The sequence below is a fragment of the Bifidobacterium choloepi genome, assembly GCF_010667615.1.
In the GTDB taxonomy this organism is placed as follows: Bacteria; Actinomycetota; Actinomycetes; order Actinomycetales; family Bifidobacteriaceae; genus Bifidobacterium; species Bifidobacterium choloepi.
Genome location: NZ_VYSG01000001.1, coordinates 1,007,087 through 1,025,127, shown reverse-complemented (window position 1 = coordinate 1,025,127; position 18,041 = coordinate 1,007,087). Strand labels below are relative to the sequence as shown.

The 18,041-nt window shown below is 65.5% G+C and carries 14 protein-coding genes and 2 tRNA genes; 12 read left to right on the top strand and 4 right to left on the bottom strand.

The genetic code is table 11. The features are described 5' to 3' along the window. The first annotated feature begins 184 nt into the window (after positions 1 to 184). The 3 genes from F6S87_RS04200 to F6S87_RS04190 all read left to right on the top strand — a co-directional run bounded on the left by F6S87_RS04200 (position 185) and on the right by F6S87_RS04190 (position 4,179). Positions 185 to 739, top strand: a complete 555-nt coding sequence (locus tag F6S87_RS04200) for a YbhB/YbcL family Raf kinase inhibitor-like protein (RefSeq protein ID WP_163227344.1) — start codon at positions 185 to 187, stop codon at positions 737 to 739. A gap of 185 nt (positions 740 to 924) precedes the next feature. Continuing rightward, on the top strand, positions 925 to 2,538 hold the full coding sequence (locus F6S87_RS04195; protein ID WP_163227343.1) for a C69 family dipeptidase: 1,614 nt from the start codon (positions 925 to 927) through the stop codon (positions 2,536 to 2,538). 123 nt (positions 2,539 to 2,661) lie between these two features. After that, positions 2,662 to 4,179, top strand: a complete 1,518-nt coding sequence (locus tag F6S87_RS04190; RefSeq protein WP_163227342.1) for a formate--tetrahydrofolate ligase — start codon at positions 2,662 to 2,664, stop codon at positions 4,177 to 4,179. Between the two features lie 206 nt (positions 4,180 to 4,385). Here the strand turns inward: F6S87_RS04190 and F6S87_RS04185 are convergent, their stop codons facing one another. Continuing rightward, a complete protein-coding gene (locus tag F6S87_RS04185) occupies positions 4,386 to 4,730 on the bottom strand; it encodes a tautomerase family protein (RefSeq protein ID WP_163227341.1) in 345 nt (114 codons plus the stop codon). Between the two features lie 260 nt (positions 4,731 to 4,990). Here F6S87_RS04185 and F6S87_RS04180 point away from each other — a divergent pair, with 260 nt between their 5' ends. Continuing rightward, positions 4,991 to 5,548: a GtrA family protein gene (locus F6S87_RS04180; RefSeq protein WP_163227340.1), complete on the top strand. Its 558-nt coding sequence runs from the start codon at positions 4,991 to 4,993 to the stop codon at positions 5,546 to 5,548. Positions 5,549 to 5,744: 196 nt separating this feature from the next. Here the strand turns inward: F6S87_RS04180 and F6S87_RS04175 are convergent, their stop codons facing one another. Continuing rightward, the gene (locus tag F6S87_RS04175) at positions 5,745 to 7,166 is read right to left on the bottom strand and encodes an MFS transporter (protein ID WP_163227582.1); all 1,422 of its coding nucleotides are present in this window, start codon (positions 7,164 to 7,166) and stop codon (positions 5,745 to 5,747) included. A 326-nt stretch (positions 7,167 to 7,492) separates the two neighbouring features. On the opposite strand from F6S87_RS04175, the gene F6S87_RS04170 reads away from it, so the two are divergent. The 6 genes from F6S87_RS04170 to F6S87_RS04145 all read left to right on the top strand — a co-directional run bounded on the left by F6S87_RS04170 (position 7,493) and on the right by F6S87_RS04145 (position 12,864). After that, a complete protein-coding gene (locus F6S87_RS04170) occupies positions 7,493 to 8,152 on the top strand; it encodes a histidine phosphatase family protein (RefSeq protein WP_163227339.1) in 660 nt (219 codons plus the stop codon). A gap of 122 nt (positions 8,153 to 8,274) precedes the next feature. Beyond that, positions 8,275 to 9,234: a hypothetical protein gene (locus F6S87_RS04165; RefSeq protein ID WP_163227338.1), complete on the top strand. Its 960-nt coding sequence runs from the start codon at positions 8,275 to 8,277 to the stop codon at positions 9,232 to 9,234. 169 nt (positions 9,235 to 9,403) lie between these two features. Next, a complete protein-coding gene (gltX, locus tag F6S87_RS04160; RefSeq protein WP_331270762.1) occupies positions 9,404 to 10,921 on the top strand; it encodes a glutamate--tRNA ligase in 1,518 nt (505 codons plus the stop codon). Between the two features lie 301 nt (positions 10,922 to 11,222). Continuing rightward, positions 11,223 to 11,295, top strand: a tRNA-Glu gene (locus tag F6S87_RS04155). A 49-nt stretch (positions 11,296 to 11,344) separates the two neighbouring features. Next, a tRNA-Gln gene (locus F6S87_RS04150) sits at positions 11,345 to 11,419 on the top strand. 134 nt (positions 11,420 to 11,553) lie between these two features. Then, positions 11,554 to 12,864, top strand: a complete 1,311-nt coding sequence (locus F6S87_RS04145) for a metallophosphoesterase (RefSeq protein ID WP_163227336.1) — start codon at positions 11,554 to 11,556, stop codon at positions 12,862 to 12,864. Between the two features lie 297 nt (positions 12,865 to 13,161). Here F6S87_RS04145 and F6S87_RS04140 read toward each other — a convergent pair whose 3' ends face one another. After that, positions 13,162 to 13,905 carry an IclR family transcriptional regulator gene (locus tag F6S87_RS04140; RefSeq protein ID WP_196779121.1) on the bottom strand — a complete coding sequence of 248 codons (744 nt, stop codon included), beginning with the start codon at positions 13,903 to 13,905 and terminating at the stop codon, positions 13,162 to 13,164. 331 nt (positions 13,906 to 14,236) lie between these two features. On the opposite strand from F6S87_RS04140, the gene leuC reads away from it, so the two are divergent. Beyond that, positions 14,237 to 15,640 (top strand): 3-isopropylmalate dehydratase large subunit, encoded by a 1,404-nt coding sequence (gene leuC / locus F6S87_RS04135; protein ID WP_163227335.1) that lies wholly within the window; start codon positions 14,237 to 14,239, stop codon positions 15,638 to 15,640. A 65-nt stretch (positions 15,641 to 15,705) separates the two neighbouring features. Beyond that, positions 15,706 to 16,386, top strand: a complete 681-nt coding sequence (leuD, locus tag F6S87_RS04130; RefSeq protein WP_163227334.1) for a 3-isopropylmalate dehydratase small subunit — start codon at positions 15,706 to 15,708, stop codon at positions 16,384 to 16,386. Positions 16,387 to 16,466: 80 nt separating this feature from the next. Here the strand turns inward: leuD and F6S87_RS04125 are convergent, their stop codons facing one another. Beyond that, on the bottom strand, positions 16,467 to 17,810 hold the full coding sequence (locus F6S87_RS04125) for an NAD(P)/FAD-dependent oxidoreductase (RefSeq protein ID WP_163227333.1): 1,344 nt from the start codon (positions 17,808 to 17,810) through the stop codon (positions 16,467 to 16,469). Between the last annotated feature and the right edge of the window lie 231 nt (positions 17,811 to 18,041).

Sequence of the window (18,041 nt, the reverse complement as noted above, 5' to 3'; positions counted from 1 at the left end):
ACGCTGACGGTCCGGACGCGGTCTTGCCGCGTCCGGACCTTTTCATGTTCGCAGCCGCGAGCGGAATCGGGCACGAAGTTGTGGAATGATGGCATGTGGATGGCGCCGCATAGTTGCCGGATCCCGCGGGATCATTGCGGACGCCGTCGGATTGTCGGAACCCGGAAAGGGGAACAATAGAGACATGATTATTTCAACCGACTTCACCGTCATTCCGGACGAGTACGCCAAGCAGGCGCCGCAACAGGACAGGGTCGATGGCGAACCTGCCATTTCGTTCCCGTTCTACCTCGACCGGCTGCGCCCGGACGTCCACTACCTGCACTGGCAGTTCCTCGACCCCGACTCGATTCCGGTCTGCGGCTTCGAGTGGATTCACTGGACCGTCGCCAACCTGCCCGTCGACGCGCTGATGTTCGACCCGAACGATTCGCACGCCCTGTCCATTCCGGCCGATTTCTCCCGCAAGCTGCCGGCCATGATCCCCGAGGCGGTGCAGGGCCGCAATTCCTCGGCCTCGCCGTTGCTCGGCCGCCCGCAGGAGCCTGCGCTGACGATGCGCTACAACGGGCCGGTGCCCCCGGACAAGGATCACCGGTACTTCCTCGAGGTCTGGGGCACGAGCAAGCCGCTGGCCGGACTCGAACAGGGATTCTGGATGAACGAGATGATCCGCGCGTTCGCGTCCTGCAACGACGTGCGCGACGAAGGCGCGATCTTCCTGACCGGTCGCGCCTGACGGCGCGCCCGTGGCAGCCGGCGCAACGACGCGCCGGCCCGGAAAGCACGCACGTCGGCGTATAGTCCCGGACGGTTCCACGAACGGCGCGGCACCGGAAAACCGGGTGCGGCGCCGGAGAACGATTTGTTGACGAAGCACTCCGGAACACCGTTCCGGAGCAACACAAAGGAGCATTGCAACCAATGGCATGTACGACCCTGCTGGTGGGCAAGGACGCGAGCTACGACGGCTCGACGATCATTGCCCGCAACGAGGACAGCGGCAACGGCGAATTCAGCCCGAAGAAACTGATTGTCGTCAGGCCCGACGACCAGCCCAAGACCTACACCAGCGTCATCGCCCACCTGACGATCGAACTGCCGGACAACCCGCTGCAGTATTCGTGCGTCCCGAACGCCGATCCGTCGGAGGGTGTCTGGGGCGAAGCCGGCGTCAACGAGGCGAACGTCGCGATGAGCGCCACCGAGACGATCACGACGAACGAGCGCGTCCTCGGCGCCGATCCGTTCGTCGAATACCAGCCGGCCGTCGGCCGCGAAGGCGAGGAAGGCTACCGCGCCGCGGTGCCCGGCGGCATCGGCGAGGAGGACCTGCTGACGATCGTGCTGCCGTACGTCAAGACGGCTCGCGAGGGCATCAAGCGCCTCGGCGCCCTGCTCGAGCAGTACGGCACCTACGAAATGAACGGCATTGCGTTCTCCGACGCCGACGAGATCTGGTGGCTCGAGACTGTCGGCGGTCACCACTGGATCGCCAAGCGCGTGCCGGACGAGGCCTACGTGACGATGCCGAACCAGCTGGGCATCGACGAATTCGACATCGCCGACGCCCTCGGCGACCAGGAAGACCACATGTGCTCCGCCGACCTGCGCGAATTCATCGAGCACAACCACCTCGACCTCGCCGTCGAGGGCTCCTCGATGTTCAACCCCCGCTATGCGTTCGGTTCCCACTCCGACTCCGACCACGTCTACAACACGCCGCGCGCCTGGTACATGCAGCGCACGCTCAACCCGTACGACGAGGTCTGGGACGGCCCGGACGCCGACTTCAAGCCGATGAGCGACGACATCCCGTGGTGCCGCCAGCCCGACAACAAGATCACGATCGAGGAAATCAAGTACGTCTTGAGCTCCCACTACCAGGGCACCGAATACGACCCGTACGGCCGTCTCGGCACCGACGTCACGCGCCACCTGTTCCGCCCGATCGGCATCAACCGCAACAACCAGCTGGCGATCATGCAGATCCGTCCGTACCGTCCGCAGGCCGACCGCACCATCCAGTGGATGTCGTTCGGCTCGAACCCGTTCAACGCGATCGTCCCGTTCTACCCGAACGTCGACACGATGCCCGACTACGTGGCCAACACCACGACGCACGTCACGACCGACAACCTGTACTGGGCCGACCGCATCATCGCGGCGCTCTCGGACGCGCAGTTCTCCGACACGGCGGCCGACGTCCAGTCCTATCAGGAGAAGGTCGGCGGCAAGGGCCACCGCATGATCAAGGACACCGACGCGCAGGTCGACGCGCTCGACGGCTCGCTGTCCCTCGACATCGCCGCCGCCGAGGAGGACTACTCCGAGGACGGCATCAACGAGGACGTCCAGCCGATGACGCCCGACGACGTCATCGCCGCCTGCCGCGACGAGAAGGTCCGCACCATCCTCGAGGCCGCCAACCAGCGCATGGCCGACGAAGTGCGCACCGAAACCGACGCGCTGCTCGGCAAGGTGCTCTATACCGCCTCGATGGGCATGAAGAACTCGTTCAGCATGTCCGACTTCTGATCGGCGCGGATCCCGCGTCCCGGACGCTGTCCGAAGATCAGACCCCATGACGGCCCGGCTCCCCATTTCGACTACGGTGGGGAACCGAGCCGTTTTTCCTGAACCAGAAAGGAACTCCCTCAAGTGACCGGTATTGAGGACTACACCCGCCAGTACGGCCTCGTCGACAAGATCGACGCCTTCGGCTATCTCGACTATCTCGCCGCCAACCCGGATGCGCCGCGCAAGCACGGCAAGGTGGTGCTCGTCACCGCCGACACCCCGCTCAAGGCATCCCGCGGCGAAGGCAAGACCACGACGACAATCGCGATGATCGACGCGCTGCGCGAACGCGGCATCGATGCGGCCGCCGTGCTGCGCCAGCCGAGCATGGGCATCACGGCCGCCGGCTCGAAGGGCGGTGCCTCCGGAGGCGGCAAGGCGTTGCTGACCCATCCGGAAATCGTCGACTGGGGGCTGTGTGGCGAAATGGGCGCCATCGAGGCCGCGCAGAACCTGCTCGTCTCGTTCGCGGAAAAGGCCATCGACGACGGGCTGCTGGATACCGTCCTCGTGCCCCGCGTCAGCGAGGTGCCGTCGCGCTCGCTGCGCCAGATCGCCGTCGACCGCGGCAAGGGCAACGTGCCCGAACGCGTGGTGCTGACGCCGACCTGCGAACTCATGCAGATCGTCGTGCTGTCGCGCTCGATGGACGAGATCGCCGAGCGCGTCTCGAAGATGGTCGCCGGCACGAAGGACGGCAAGGCCGTCACGTTCGGCGAGTTCATTGACCTGTGGCGCATCACCGGCATCCTGACCGACGCCGTCAAGCCGGCGAAGACCGAGACGGTCAACGGCTCGCCGGTCTACGTCCACGGCGGCCCGTTCGCCAACGTCTCGCTCGGCATCCCGACACTCGTCTCCGTCGACCTGGCCTGCGCGCTGCACGACGTCGTCATCGTCGAGGCCGGCTACGGAGCCGACGCCGGCGCCCAGAAGTGGCTCGACATCGCCTGCCGCGAATTCGGCGCCCAGTGGCCCGCGGCCGCGATCGTCGTCACGCGCGCCTCCACGTGGCGCGACGATCCGGCGCTGTCCTGGCGCTATCCGTTCCACGTCCAGCGCCTCGAGGGCCTCGGCATCCCGACGTTCCCGCTGATCAACCTCTGGGAAGGCGAGGACGACCAGGTGCCGGCGCTCGAGCAGACGGCCGCCGAGCTCGGCTTCCGCAAGCCTGTCATCGGCAACCTGTTCCGCGACGGCGGCGACGCGCTCGCCCCGCAGCTCGACGACTTCGTCGCGGCCGTCACCGGCGAGGAGGAGACCGACGTCCCGGCTTCCCACCGCGGAGAGCCGCTCGTCGACAACGTCAAGTGGGTCGCCTCGCACGCCTACGGCGTGCCGGCGGAGCGCGTGATCGAGAAGGCCGGCTTCGCCGAGTCGCTCGCCGACGCGCGGCGCCTGTGCGAATCGGCCGGCATTGCGCTCGACGACCTCGCGCTCGTCGCCGTTAAGTCGCCGGCGACGATGACCGACAACGATGCCGCCCCGGCCGACGACCGCACCGTCACGCTCAAGAAGGTCGAGGTCCATGCCGGCGCCGGCGTGGTCCATGTCAACCTGACGACCTCGCTGACGACGCCGATGCCGAAGATCGTCTGATCCGGGTCGGTACCGGATACCAGATGAGGGGCGGCTCCCGTTGTGGGAGCCGCCCCTCGATATGTTTTGTTGGACGCGGTGGTTCGGGTACGTCGCCTTCCAGCGCGCGCATGGCGCCCTAGGGGCGCCGTGCGGTCGACCCCTCGAGTCGACGTCGCGCTCGCGCGCCCGTCTCCTCGATCCCCTTCCAGGGGATTAGGACGCGTCTAGAAGTTGGAACCGTTCCAGCCCCAGTCCGGGGTGGCGGTGTAGCGGATGTAGGTGCGGTCCTTCGGGATGCCGGCTTCGGCCTCGAGGGCGTTCATGATGTCGGCGGTCAGCTTCTCCCACGAGTCACGCGGGACGTCGTTGCCGTAGACATTGACCTCGATGTAGGCGCTCGGCTTGCTGTCGTCGCCGCCGAAGTACATCGGGCTGTCATCGAAGATGCACATCAGCCAGCGCTCGGTCTTGCCCGGCACGTGGTGGATGGACTCGCCGTACGCCGTCTTCAGCGCCTCGCGGGTGCCCAGCTTGAGATGTTCGGACGTATGGGTGTGGATGACCGGCATGGAAGCCTCCTTGGAATGCTGGCGGCGCCGCGACCGGCGTCGCCGATGGTGTTGTGATGGTTTGGCGGTCGCTGCGCGGGCGGTTGCGCCGCCGTCCGGATATCGTCGGAACGGCGGAACGGGCCGCGCCTGCCTGTCGGTTTCCAGTGTAGGAAGCGGCGAATCGTCCGGTGGCAATTTGCGCCACAGGCTACAGAAAACGATGAAAGTCGGCGAGTGCCCATTGCCCGTGACTACGCCACGGTGTTAAATGGAACATCGTGAAAAAACTGATCGAGCAGATCCTGAAGTTCGGCGTCGTCGGCATCATCGCATTCTTCATCGACTGGGGCATCCTCAACCTCCTGGTCGGCCTCTTCCACATGCACAATGTCGTCGCCGCGACGATTTCGTTTACCATCTCGCTGATCTTCAACTATTGCGCGAGCATGAAGTATGTCTTCAAGCACCGGCCGGACATGGCTCGCTGGATGGAGGTCGTCATCTTCGTCATCTCGGCCGTCATCGGCCTGCTGATGAACGACTTCATCGTCTGGCTGTCGACGTACGGCATGAACCGCGACGCCTATGTCAGCCAGCACATCGAGTACCTGATCCGCACGAATGTCGGCAAGCTCATCGCGACGGCCATCGTCATGGTCTGGAACTTCATCATCCGCAAGTGGCTCCTCGACGACACGCACACGCCGCTGATGATGCAGTTCCGCCGCGCCGGCGCCGAGCTGACCGAGGAGGAAATCGAGCTCAAGTGGGAGGAAAGCTTCTCGCACAAGCTCGGCATGTGGTCGATCGAGCACACGCCGAAGGGCTGGCATTAAGCCTCCACTGCGAACTGTCTACCGTTCGCCCGTCTGTTTGAAGCGGCCTCTCCTTGATGTCATGAACCCGAGCTGACAGCTCGGATCGTGACATCAAGGAGAGGCCACTCGCGTAGGTGATCGTGCTTGAGCAGGTGAGGGCGCCCTGGTAACGGGACGGTCCGGCTGGAAGAGCCTGGCGGAAGAGCGGAACGATTCAGCCCAGTTCGGTCAGTACCGGCGTCTCGGTGCTGGTCTTGATCTGTTTCAGGCCGCAGAACGCAATCGCGAGCGAGACGAGCGCGAGGATCGTGACGACGGAAAAGCCGCCGTGCGAGCCGTAGCGGTCGATGAAGACGCCGGCGATCGCCGAGCCCGCCGAACCGCCGATCGAGTTCATCGCGCCCATCCACGCCATGCCCTCGGTGAAGCGCGTCTGCGGCACGAGGTGCAGCATGAGCTGGTTGCCGTTCACCCATGTCGGCGCCTGGCACACGCCGATGACCAGGTAGATGATCATGATGACCCACAGGTGCCTGGCGAACAGGAACGTGCCGATGCCGAGGTTGACGACGGCGAGGCAGAAATAGAAGCGCTTCCACAGCGGAATCGTCCAGTTCTTTGCGCCGTACAGCAGCGCGCCGGTCAGCGAGCTGATCGAGAAGCAGGCGAAGACGAAGCCGGTGTACGACTTCATGCCGGCCTCGGTGGCGAACGAGACGATCGAGATGCTGGCCGCCGACTGGAAGGCGCCGAGGCCGAACCAGGTCACGCACACGGCGACGAGGCCGGGACCCCAGATCGATTCCTTCTTGCCGGCCATCGCGCGATCGTAGGCCTCCTGCTCGGCCGCCTTCGTCGCCTCGGGGGAGGCGCCCTCGGCCGTCATGCGGCGGCGGGCGTCCAGCCTGGCCGTCTCGGCGCGCAGCTTCTTCGCCTTCTCGTCTTCCAGCCGGCGGAATTCGGCGCGCGAGACGCCGTCCATCTTCGCGAGCCGTGTCTGGCTCATCGGCTCGGTCGTCAGCTCGGTCAGGAACATCAGCGCGCCGATGATCACGCACATGCCGGTGAACGAGAACGCGAGGACGCCGGAAATGACGGCGAGGATGGACGCCAGCGGATTGCCGACCACCCACATCGCCTCGTCGAAGACGCCGCACAGGCTCATCGCGCGGTTGACATCGCCGCGGTTGTGCCTGAGCAGGTTTGTCCAGCGCTGGCGGCTCATCGCGCCCCACGGCGGCGTGGCCGCGAGGAACGGCACGATGCAGAACAGGATCCACGGCGCGACGTGCGCCTTGATGCACGTGATCATCGCCGTCGCCGCGACCATCCAGACGACGATCGTCGGAATCGAGACCTGACGCTGGCCGAACCGGTCGACGAGCGTGCCGAGCACCGGGCCGAGCGCCGCGCCGGCGATCGCCTGCACGGCCGTCAGGCCGCCCGCCAGCGAATAGTTGCCGTAGTAGAACTGGACGGCGATCGTGATCGTCATGCCCACCATCGGATACGGCATGCACGCGATGACCGCGCCGACGGTGAAACGGGCCGTATGGGGAATGCTCAACAATTCTGCGTAGCCGCCGAAAATACGGTGGCCAAGGTCCTTGATGCCGGAAACAACGCCATTGGTCATGGGCATGCCGCTCCTTTCTTCTCTCGGGGTCGGGGTTGGTGGCCGATCGGCCGTGATCGCATTGACGTGCGAGGGATACTTTACGAGCGGGTAGGGTGGCGACACGCGGTATTTTTCCAACGATTGGAAAAGTTGCCAACTTAAATTTTCACGATGTTGCTTAAGTTGTCGACGCAACATAGTTTATTCACAAAACTATTCGTCTGGGATGAACGATTCCCGCGTCCGGAGGAGGTCCGCAACCAGCCGGTTTTCCCGGGAAGAAATTCCGTCCGACTGGGTTGGGAGAATCGTTCCATTGAATTCCAGCGAAGGAGACTTGAACGATGACGGCGACGACGATCAACTTTGTGCGGCACGGCAAGGTCTACAACCCCGACCATCTGCTCTACGAGCGACTGCCCGACTTCCACCTGTCGGCGCGCGGCCGGCGCATGGCCGAGGCGACCGGCAAGTACATCGCCGAGAGCCCGCAGATGAACACGGCCGTCGCCGTCTACTCGTCGCCGCTCGACCGCACGCGCGAGACGGCCGACGCCATCCTGACGGCGCTCAACAGGGAACGCGCGTCGAAGGGCGAGGCGCCGCTCGACCTGATCACCGACGAGCGGATCATCGAGGCGGGCAACGAGTTCCGCGGCAAGAGGATCGGCCACGGCGAGGGCGCGCTGTGGCGCAACGGCAACTGGAAACTCGTCGCCAACCTCTGGAAGCCGAGCTGGGGCGAAACCTACCGGTCGATTGCCGAAAGGGTCGGCCAGTTCGTCGCCGAGAAGGTCGACGAGTACCCGGGCCAGCAGATCATCGTCGTCTCGCACGAGTCGCCGATCTGGTCGTTCCGCCACAAGCTCGAGACCGGCCATCCCGAACACAACATGCTGCTGCGCAAGACCGCGCTCGCCTCGATCACGTCGATCACGTTCGACAACGACACGAAGGAAGTGTTGTCAATCACCTACGTCGACCCGGCGAGGGACGTCAGGTAACCTGTGCGGACCCCGCCGGCGGGGATCGCTCGGAACGCTGTTCAACGATTGCCGACAGCGACGGTCGACAGCGGTACGATGGTGCGCAGAAACAACGCAACCGGCAAGCGGAAGGATGAACGATGACGTTTGAGGGCGAGCCGACGATCGAACGGGTGGCGGCACTGGCGAAGGTGCGCGAGGCCGGCGAGACGGCCTCGGAACTCGAGGCGCTCTGGCCACTGACCGACGCGGCGCAGATGGACAATGACGCGAAGTACGTCGAGAACCTGCAGGTACGGATCACGACGGCGCTCGCCGAGGCAATGACCGGCGAGGAAATCCGGCCGGCCGACGCCGAGTACGTCTACGAAGGCGCCGAGACGATCCCCGGCTGCGACCAGCGGATCGTCGACGCGCTGCTCGCCGCCAACGACGCCTACGACACGATCGACGAATTCAGCGAGACGAAGAACACCGACGTGCTATTCGAGGCCGCCAGCCTGCTCGGCGCCGGCTGGGACGACGCGACCGTCGACGCCGTCCGCGCGCACGTCGCCGACCTCGAGGCCTACATTGACGCCAGGATCGCCGCCGACGGCCACTTCCTGCTCGAAACCACGCCGGCCGCGCTCGCCGGCCGCTTCGCGATCGTCGTCGTCGCGATCGACGACTTGCTGCGCGTGCTGCTGCGCCAGCTGGGCTGCACGGCTCCCGCGCCGCAGATCGGCGGCGCGGGAGCCGCCCGCGTCTCCGAGGTCGGCAAGGCCGCCCTGCCGCTCGTGCCGTTCGCCAACGAGCTCGCCGAACAGCTGTCGGTGCCGCGCCTGTACGCGTCGGCCGGGCAGCTGCGCGGCCTCGTCGCGGCCTACGAGACACCGAACGGCGATTACTCGACGGCCGACGCGGCCGTCGTCCTCGGCGAGACGCTCGCGCCGATGGCCGCCGCCGAATGGCGCCGCCACCGCGAGGACGTGCTCTGGGACGCCGAGAAGGCCAAGGAGGAAGCCAAGGCCGAGGACGAACGCAAGAACAAGGAGGCGCTCGCCGCCAAGTTCGCCCACGTCAAGGACGATCCGAACAAGGAGACGGTCGAGCTGTAACTTCCACCGGCTCGAATTCGCCTCGCCGACTCCCTCTATGGAGGGAGTTTTGTCTATTTGCCGGTCCTTGTTTCGCGCCACAATGGAACCCATGAGTGAAGAACACACCGTTGATCCCATTGATTCCGCTTCCAATCCGGTCAAGGCGCAGGAGCAGGCGCTCGACCACGTGAAGCCCGAACTGCCCGAAAACGTCCGCGTGCGCTTCTGTCCGTCGCCGACCGGCACCCCGCACGTCGGCATGGTGCGCACCGCGCTGTTCAACTGGGCCGAAGCCCGCCACACCGGCGGCACGCTCGTGTTCCGCATCGAGGACACCGATGCCGTGCGCGACAGCGAGGAAAGCTATAACCAGATCATCGACGCCCTCAAGTGGCTCGGCATCGACTGGGACGAGGGCATCGAGGTCGGCGGTCCCGACGGTCCGTACCGCCAGTCCGAGCGCGGCGAGTTCTATAAGGAAGCCGCCCGCAAGCTGCTCGAGGCCGGCTACGCGTACGAATCGTTCTCCACTCCGGAAGAGACGGCGGCCCGCAACGTGGCGGCCGGCCGTCCCAAGGAGTTCGGCTACGACGGCTACGACCGCACGCTGACCGAGGAGCAGAAGGCCGCGTTCCGCGCCGAGGGCCGCAAGCCCGCCATCCGCATCAAGATGCCCGACGAGGACATTGTCTTCGACGACCTGATCCGCGGCCGCATCGAGTTCAAGGCCGGTTCGGTGCCGGACTACGTCATCGTCCGCCCGAACGGCGATCCGCTGTACACGCTGACCAACCCGGTCGATGACGCGATGATGAACATCAACGTCGTGCTGCGCGGCGAGGACCTGCTGCCGTCGACGCCGCGCCAGATCGTGCTGTACCAGTACCTGATCAAGCTCGGCATCGCCAGGCAGATGCCGCTGTTCGGCCACATGCCGTACGTCATGGGCGAGGGCAACAAGAAGCTCTCCAAGCGCGACCCCGAGTCCAACCTGTTCCTGCACCGCGAGAACGGCTTCATCAAGGAAGGCCTGCTCAACTACCTGGCGCTGCTCGGCTGGTCGATCAGCCCCGACAACGACATCTTCTCGATGGAGGAGATGGTCGAGGCGTTCGACGTGCGCGACGTCAAGGCCAATCCGGCCCACTTCGACCTCAAGAAGGCCATCTCGATCAACGCCGAACACATCCGCATGCTCGAGCCGCAGGACTTCCTGAACCGCTCGGTGCCGTACCTGTTCAAGGAAGGCCTCGTCTCCGCCGACAACTGGGACGCCCTGACCGAATGGGAGCAGGAAGTGCTGACGAAGGCCGCGCCGCTCGTCCAGTCCCGCGTGCGCCTGCTCGGCGAGGTTGGCGGCATGGTCGGCTCGCTGCTGTCCACCGAGGAATACATCGCCCCTGACAAGGACGCCGTCAAGCAGCTCAAGGATTCGTCCGCCGACGTGCTCGACGCCGCGATCGCCGCCTGCGAGAACATCTCCGATGACGGCTGGACGACCGACAACCTGCACGAGACGCTGACCGACGTCCTCGTCGAGAAGGGCGGCTACAAGCCGCGCCTGGCGTTCGGCCCGGTCCGCGTGGCCATGTCCGGCCGCCGCGTCTCGCCGCCGCTGTTCGAATCGATGGAGATCGTCGGCAAGGACATCTCCGTCGCCCGCCTCAAGGGCCTGCGCGAGCACCTCGCCGAGATCAGGGGCTGACAGGACTCGCTTTCCCCCGAGGAGCTGGCCGAGGCATGACCGAACCGGCGGAAGCTCTTGAACGGGCCGGAACGTTGTGTCGATCAATCGACGCGGCGCTCCGGCCCGTTTGCATGCTCCCGCCGGAAATCCTCCGGATTTTCGCCTCTCTCCGGGATTTCCGCCTCTCTTCGGAGAGGAGAGCGGACGTTGGGCGTGGGCGCAAAATCGTTGAAAAATGGCGCGACACGCCGAGACTTGCGCAGTCATGGGCATCCGTGTATATTTTCTTTTCGTTGCTTCACGGAGCAGCAAAGAACAGGCCCCCGTCGTCTAGCGGTCTAGGACTACGCCCTCTCACGGCGCCAACACCGGTTCAAATCCGGTCGGGGGTACGACGCAACAACTGAAGATGAATGTCGACAGTTGTCACGCCTGCCAAATTGGGATGTGGTGTAATTGGCAACACAGCTGATTCTGGTTCAGCCATTCTTGGTTCGAGTCCAGGCATCCCAGCCAATGACCCTCGCGAAACGCGAGGGTTTTTTGTTTTCCGGCACCGTTGCGCCAACGCCGTCCGGACAGTGCCGGCATCGCGGCGCCGGAAACGTTCCGGTGGTGAAACGCCATGCCGGTGGGCTATCGTAGAGCCTATGAGTGAACACGGCGCGCAGTTGCATCCCCGGACGGATGAGGGGGAGAATCGTCCGTTGTCCGTCTCGGCGCGGCTGGGACGGCTGCAGTTCCATCATTCCGGCAAGTTCCGCGTGCTGCAGTTCGCCGACATCCAGGACGGTCCGAACGTCTCGAAGGACACGATCCTGCTCATCAGGGCGGCGCTCGAGGCCGCCCGGCCCGACGTCGTCATCTTTACCGGCAACCAGATTGCCGGCTACGATGCCGCCTACGCCGCCACGTACCGCAAGCGTCGCTGGCAGACGCCGAATCCCCGCCCGAACAGTCCCGAAGCCAAGCGCCGGCAGGCCGATCTCGAGAAGACGAGAGAGACGGTCCGCGCGCAGATCGCGAAATTCGTCCAGCCGCTCATCGACGCCGGCGTGCCGTGGGCCGTCACGTACGGCAACCACGATTTCCAGTGCGGTCTTGACAACGCCGAGCTTGACGAGATCTACCGCGGCTTCGAGGGGTGCCTCAACGGCGACGCGTCGCTGTGCGGCGACGACCTGATGGAATTCGAGATGTCGAAGACGCTGCCCGACCAGTACGTCTACGCCTGCGAGCCCGGCACGTTCGCGCTGCCGGTGTCCGACGCCGAGCATCGGCACACCGTCATCGGCCTCGTCCTGCTCGATTCGGGCGACTATGCCCGCGCCGGCGGCTACGGCAGCCCGTCCGCCCGCGGCCTCGAGTTCCTGCGCAAGCTGCCGGCAAAGCTCGGCCACGACGTCGAATCGATTGTCTTCCAGCACACGGCGATGCCGCAGTACTACCAGCTGCTCAAGCCGGTCTCGCCGACGACGGCCCACGCCATCGAGGGCTACCGCATGTTCGCCGGCCAGTACTACGCGCTCGACGAGGATCGCGCCGACCCCGGCAGCTACGTCGGCGAGGGCGTCAGCTGCCCGGACAACGACGCCGGCGAATTCGCCGTCCTGCACGATACGCACGGCTACTTCGCCGTCGCCGCCGGCCACGATCACCGCAACGCGTTCTCGGGCCGCGTGGAAGGCGTCAAGCTGATCGAGACGCCGACGGCCGGCTTCGAGTCGTATGGTCCGGTGCCGGCGAAGCGCGCGGCCCGGCTCTTCGAGTTCGACATCCGCCATCCGTACGATCCTCGCACCCAGTTGCTCGAATACGGCGACATCGTCGGCAAGCCCAGCTCGAAGAAGGCCTATGTCTACGGCATGACGGCGGCCTCGAAGTCCGAAAGCGAAGGCGTCGACCTGCTGCACAGGCCCAGCTGGTTCGCCCGCGTCCTCGACCGCATCCTGCAGCGATAACGGCGGCGATGACATGCAAGGACCCCGGCACGGCTCGCAGGCTCCCGGAGGAGCGCGCGGGTGGATACCGTGCCGGGGTCGGTAGAAATTGACGTGATGACTGCCTGGGACCCTTCGGCCGGCCAAGGCGGATCAGTGTAGAGATCCACATTGGCCGCGAATGCGTCCGGTTCGCAGGCGGTCGTTTTCCAGCTTACCCGCCGGCGTCGTCGCGATGGGCGGCGTCGTTGGCGTCCGTAGTGGCCTGATCGATGGTTGGCGGACGTCGGCGGAAGCCGAATCGTACCGGGTTCGAGGTCAGCCGCGGCTGACGGACGCCTTGATCAGCGCGTCGGTCAGGTACTTGCCGGCGCCCATGACGAGCGGGGCGTAGCGGCGGCCCGGATTGGAGCCCATGCGGCCGGAGGGGCCGGAGATCGAGATCGCGGCGATGACCTGGCCGGACGCGTTGCGGATCGGCGCCGAGATCGAGCAGACGCCTTCGTCACGTTCGTTGATCGATTCGGCCCAACCGCGCTTGCGGACGGCGGCGAGCTTGGCGGCCGTGAACTTCGCGTGGCGCAGGCCCTGGTGCAGGCGCTCGGAATCTTCCCATGCCAGCAGGATCTGTGCAGCCGAACCGGCTTCCATCGACAGCATGGCGCCCACCGGGATCGAATCGCGCAGACCGGACGCGCGCTCGACGGACGCGATGCAGACGCGCTGCTCGCCCTGGCGACGATAGATCTGGGCCGATTCGCCGGTGCGGTCGAGCAGCGTCTGCAGGATCGGGCCGGCGGCGGCCAGCAGGCGGTCCTCGCCGGCGGCGGCCGCGAGCTCGGCGAATCGAGAACCGAGCACGAAGCGGCCATGCTGGTCGCGCAGCACGAAGCGGTGGCGTTCCAGCGCAATTGCCAGCCGATGAGCCGTCGGACGCGCCAGGCCCGTCGCGGAGACGAGCTGGCCAAGCGTGGCGGGACCGGACTCGAGCGCATCGAGGATCTTGACGGTCTTGTCCAGCACGCCGACGCCCGAGTGGATTTCGTTGTCGGTGGCGGGCAGGCGCGGGGCGCTGTCCTTCGATGGGCTGGTTGGATTGGCGGCGACGTCGTCTGGGACGCGCTTGGTGCTTTCGGCGTTGAGCGTAGAAGTTGTCATGGTCACGATTATTACATCTCAAATACTGAAACGCAAAACGACAATGAAGAGAAAATCGTTTATGGGCCCCTTGAAAACCGTTGGAAACTGGAACGATTGGCGTTTGTCAACATAATTTACTTACAAGAGGGATCACCATCAAATCTCCCCATCTCACCATTCGACACATTAATGTGAACACCCTTCTGGAAAATCTACGCTGGTCTGACGAAAAACGACGCAAGGAGGTTTCGTCATGGGCATGACGCTGGCCGAGAAAGTGTGGGCCGATCACTTGGTGCGCAAGGGCGACAACGGAGCGCCGGACCTGCTGTATATCGACCTGATGCTCATGCACGAGGTGACGAGCCCCCAGGCGTTCGACGGCCTGCGCCTTGCCGGCCGCACGCCGCGCCACGTCGACCAGCTCATCGCGACCGAGGACCACAACACCCCGACCGTCGACATCGACCGGCCGAACCCCGACGAGACGAGCGCGCTGCAGCTGACGACGCTCGAGAAGAACTGCAGGGAATTCGGCGTGCGCCTGCACCCGCTCGGCGACGCCGACCAGGGCATCGTCCACGCGTTCGCGCCGGTGCTCGGACTGACGCAGCCGGGCATGACGATTGTCTGCGGCGATTCGCACACCTCGACGCACGGCGCGTTCGGCGCGCTGGCGTTCGGCATCGGCACCTCCGAGGTCGAGCACGTCATGGCCACGCAGACGCTGAGCCTGAAGCCGTTCAAGACCATGGCGATCAACATCGACGGCGACCTGCCCGACGGCGTCACGGCCAAGGACATCATCCTCGCCATCATTGCCAGGATCGGCACCGGCGGCGGCCAGGGCTACGTGCTCGAATACCGCGGCAAGGCGATCGAACAGCTCAGCATGGACGCGCGCATGACCATCTGCAACATGTCGATCGAAGCCGGCGCCCGTGCCGGCATGATCGCGCCGGACGAGACGACATTCGCATACCTGAAGGGCCGTCCGCACGCGCCACAGGGCGAACTGTGGGACCAGGCCATCGAGTACTGGCGCACGCTGAAGACCGACGACGATGCCGTGTTCGACGCCGAAGTGACGCTCGACGCCGCCGACCTCGAGCCGTTCGTCACGTGGGGCACCAACCCCGGTCAGGGTGCGCCGATCTCGGCCAGCATTCCGGATCCGGCGACGATCGCCGACGCGACCGAGCGCACGGCCGCCGAACGCGCGATCGCCTACATGGGCCTGACGCCGGGCCAGAAGATCAAGGACATTCCGGTCGATACCGTGTTCATCGGCTCGTGCACGAACGGCCGCATCGAGGACCTGCGCACGGCAGCCGCAATCATGAAGGGCCACAGGAAGGCGGATTCGATCCACCGCGTCCTCGTCGTCCCGGCTTCCTCCCGCATCCGCCTGCAGGCGGAGGAGGAAGGCCTCGACCGGATCTTCAAGGACTTCGGCGCCGAATGGCGCAACGCCGGGTGCTCGATGTGCCTGGGCATGAATCCGGACAAGCTCGTCGAGCACGAACGCTCGATCTCGACGTCGAACCGCAACTTCGAGGGCCGCCAGGGCAAGGGCAGCCGCACGCACCTCGCGTCGCCGGCCGTCGCCGCCGCCACGGCCATCCGCGGCACGATCTCGTCGCCGGCCGACCTGTAGGCAGCCGGCCCGTGACGGACGAATCGTTCCCAATATTTCACTGAAGAACCGAAGGACTTCGCGACATGGAGAAACTCACCACGCTGACCGGCACCGGAGTGCCGCTTCGCCGATCCAACGTCGACACCGACCAGATCATCCCGGCCGTCTTCCTCAAGCGCGTCACGCGCAGCGGCTTCGACGACGCGCTGTTCTACGCGTGGCGCCGCGACCCCGACTTCGTGCTCAACCGCAAGGAGTACGCCGACGGACAGATCCTCGTCGCCGGACCCGAGTTCGGCATCGGCAGCTCCCGCGAGCACGCCGTCTGGGCGCTGCACGACTACGGTTTCCGCGTCGTCATCGCGCCGAGCTTCGCCGACATCTTCTACGGCAACACGGCGAAGAACGGCGTGCTGGCCGCGATCATGCCGCAGGAATCGGTCGAGTTGCTGTGGAAGCTGCTCGAGGAGGAGCCGGGCCTGCAGATGACCGTCGACCTCGGGGCCCGCACCGTCACGTGCGGCGACGTCACGTTGCCGTTCGAGGTCAACGACTACGTGCGCTGGCGCCTGATGAACGGTTACGACGACATCGACCTGACGCTGCAGCACGAGGACGACATCGTCGCCTACGAGAAGATGCGCGCCGAGCGCTTCCCGTTCAAGCCGAAGACCATTCCGGCCCTGAGCGAGCCGCCGGCGACGGTCGCCTCCGCCCGCGAACCCGAGCCGACCGAGTGGGCGGGGCCGCTCGGCGACCGCTGAATCAATGCCCGTCGATGTCGGAACCCCGAGCCGCAAGCTCGGGGTTCCGACATCGACGGGCATTCCTGGCAAAAGAAAGCCTACCGCTCTCCGGCAGCCTTCATCGCGACGGCGCCGACGTAGTAGACGGGCTGGTCGAAGTTCGGCTGGAACAGGAAGTCGACATTGGCGAGCTGGTCGATCGTGAAGCCGGCCTGGATGGCGACGGAGACGACGTTCGCGGCGCCGGAGATGTCGGCGGTGGAGCAGAACTGGCCACCGAGCACCTTGCGCGTCGCCGGATCCCACGTCAGGATGCAGGTCACCGGCGCCGTCGACAGCATGAACTGCGGACGGTACTCCTCGACGAGCTCGGTCGAGCGGGCGACGATGCCGCGGCGGCCGGCGCCGGCCTCGGTCAGGCCGGACGCGGCCAGCGACAGGTCGTACAGCTGCACGGCGCTCGTCGCCTGCGTGCCCATGTACTTGACGGTCGGCTTGTCAATATTGAGGCCGACGAGCAGGCCCTGGCGCACGGCGTTCGTGGCCAGCGGAATGTAGTCGTGCTTGCCGGTCGGGTTGTAGAACACCGTCGCGGCGTCGCCGGCGGCGTAGACGTCCGGCACCGACGCCTGCATGTAGTCGTCGACGACGATCGCGCCGTTGTCGAGCGTCTCGACCTGGTCGCGCACGAGGTCGGTGTTCGGCACGAAGCCCATCGCCAGCACGGCGAATTCGGCCGTGTACTCGCCCTGCCCGGTCGTGACGGTGACGGTGCCCGCCTCCTCGTCGGTCGAGAACGCGACGACCTTCTGGCCGAGCGCCAGATGCACGCCGTGCTCGGCGAACTTGTGCTCGACGAGGTCGGTGACCGGCCTGTCGAAGTTGTTCGCGAGCACGCGGTCGAGGCCGTCGATCAGCGTCGTGTCGATGCCGTTCAGGCTGAACTGCTCGGCGAGCTCGGCGCCGATGTATCCGGCGCCGATGACGATCGCCGACTTCGCGCCGTGCGAGCGCTCGCGGATCGAGACGGCGTCGTTCCAGTTCTTGCAGGTCGTGACCAGCGGCGAATCGATGCCGGGAATCGGCGGCACGACGGGCCGCGAGCCGGTCGTCACGACGAGCTTGTCGAACGGCAGCGCCGCCGTGTCACCGGTCTCGAGCGACTTGTAGACGAGGCTGTGACCGGCGACGTCGATGTCGGCGACGTCGGTCTCCATGTGCACGTGTGCGCCGGCTTCCTCGAGCGCGGCCGGCGACGAATAGAACATCTTCTTCGGGTCGGACACGTGGTTGCCGGCCCACAGCGCGATGCCGCAGGACAGGAACGAGACCGTCGCGTTGCGTTCGAACACGTGGACGTCCCAGTCGGGATGCTGCTGGAGGATGGAATTGGTGGCGAACACGCCGGCGTGCGTGCAGCCGACGACAGCGACAGTAGTCATGAATGCTCCTTTGCGGGGACGGTGCCGGAGCCTCCTGGTTCCGGACGATTCTTCCTTCCCAACCGTTACGCCAAAGTGTAGGGGGCCCGTCCCGGAAGACCCTCGATGTTCGCCGGCGGGGGAGGAATCTTCACCTCGATTTCCCGTCACGCCGGTCAATTGTGGATGAATCGTCATCATTGACGACGGTTTGGCAGCGTGTGAAATAGAATTGGATGTCGGATTGTTGCA

Bases quoted from the DNA above. Each gene is read 5' to 3' on its own strand.
- F6S87_RS04200 (WP_163227344.1), top strand. From the start codon at position 185: ATGATTATTTCAACCGACTTCACCGTCATTCCGGACGAGTACGCCAAG.
- F6S87_RS04145 (WP_163227336.1), top strand. From the start codon at position 11,554: ATGAGTGAACACGGCGCGCAGTTGCATCCCCGGACGGATGAGGGGGAG.
- leuC (WP_163227335.1), top strand. From the start codon at position 14,237: ATGGGCATGACGCTGGCCGAGAAAGTGTGGGCCGATCACTTGGTGCGC.
- F6S87_RS04195 (WP_163227343.1), top strand. From the start codon at position 925: ATGGCATGTACGACCCTGCTGGTGGGCAAGGACGCGAGCTACGACGGC.
- F6S87_RS04175 (WP_163227582.1), bottom strand. From the start codon at position 7,166: ATGACCAATGGCGTTGTTTCCGGCATCAAGGACCTTGGCCACCGTATT.
- F6S87_RS04125 (WP_163227333.1), bottom strand. From the start codon at position 17,810: ATGACTACTGTCGCTGTCGTCGGCTGCACGCACGCCGGCGTGTTCGCC.
- F6S87_RS04165 (WP_163227338.1), top strand. From the start codon at position 8,275: ATGACGTTTGAGGGCGAGCCGACGATCGAACGGGTGGCGGCACTGGCG.
- F6S87_RS04185 (WP_163227341.1), bottom strand. From the start codon at position 4,730: ATGCCGGTCATCCACACCCATACGTCCGAACATCTCAAGCTGGGCACC.
- leuD (WP_163227334.1), top strand. From the start codon at position 15,706: ATGGAGAAACTCACCACGCTGACCGGCACCGGAGTGCCGCTTCGCCGA.
- F6S87_RS04170 (WP_163227339.1), top strand. From the start codon at position 7,493: ATGACGGCGACGACGATCAACTTTGTGCGGCACGGCAAGGTCTACAAC.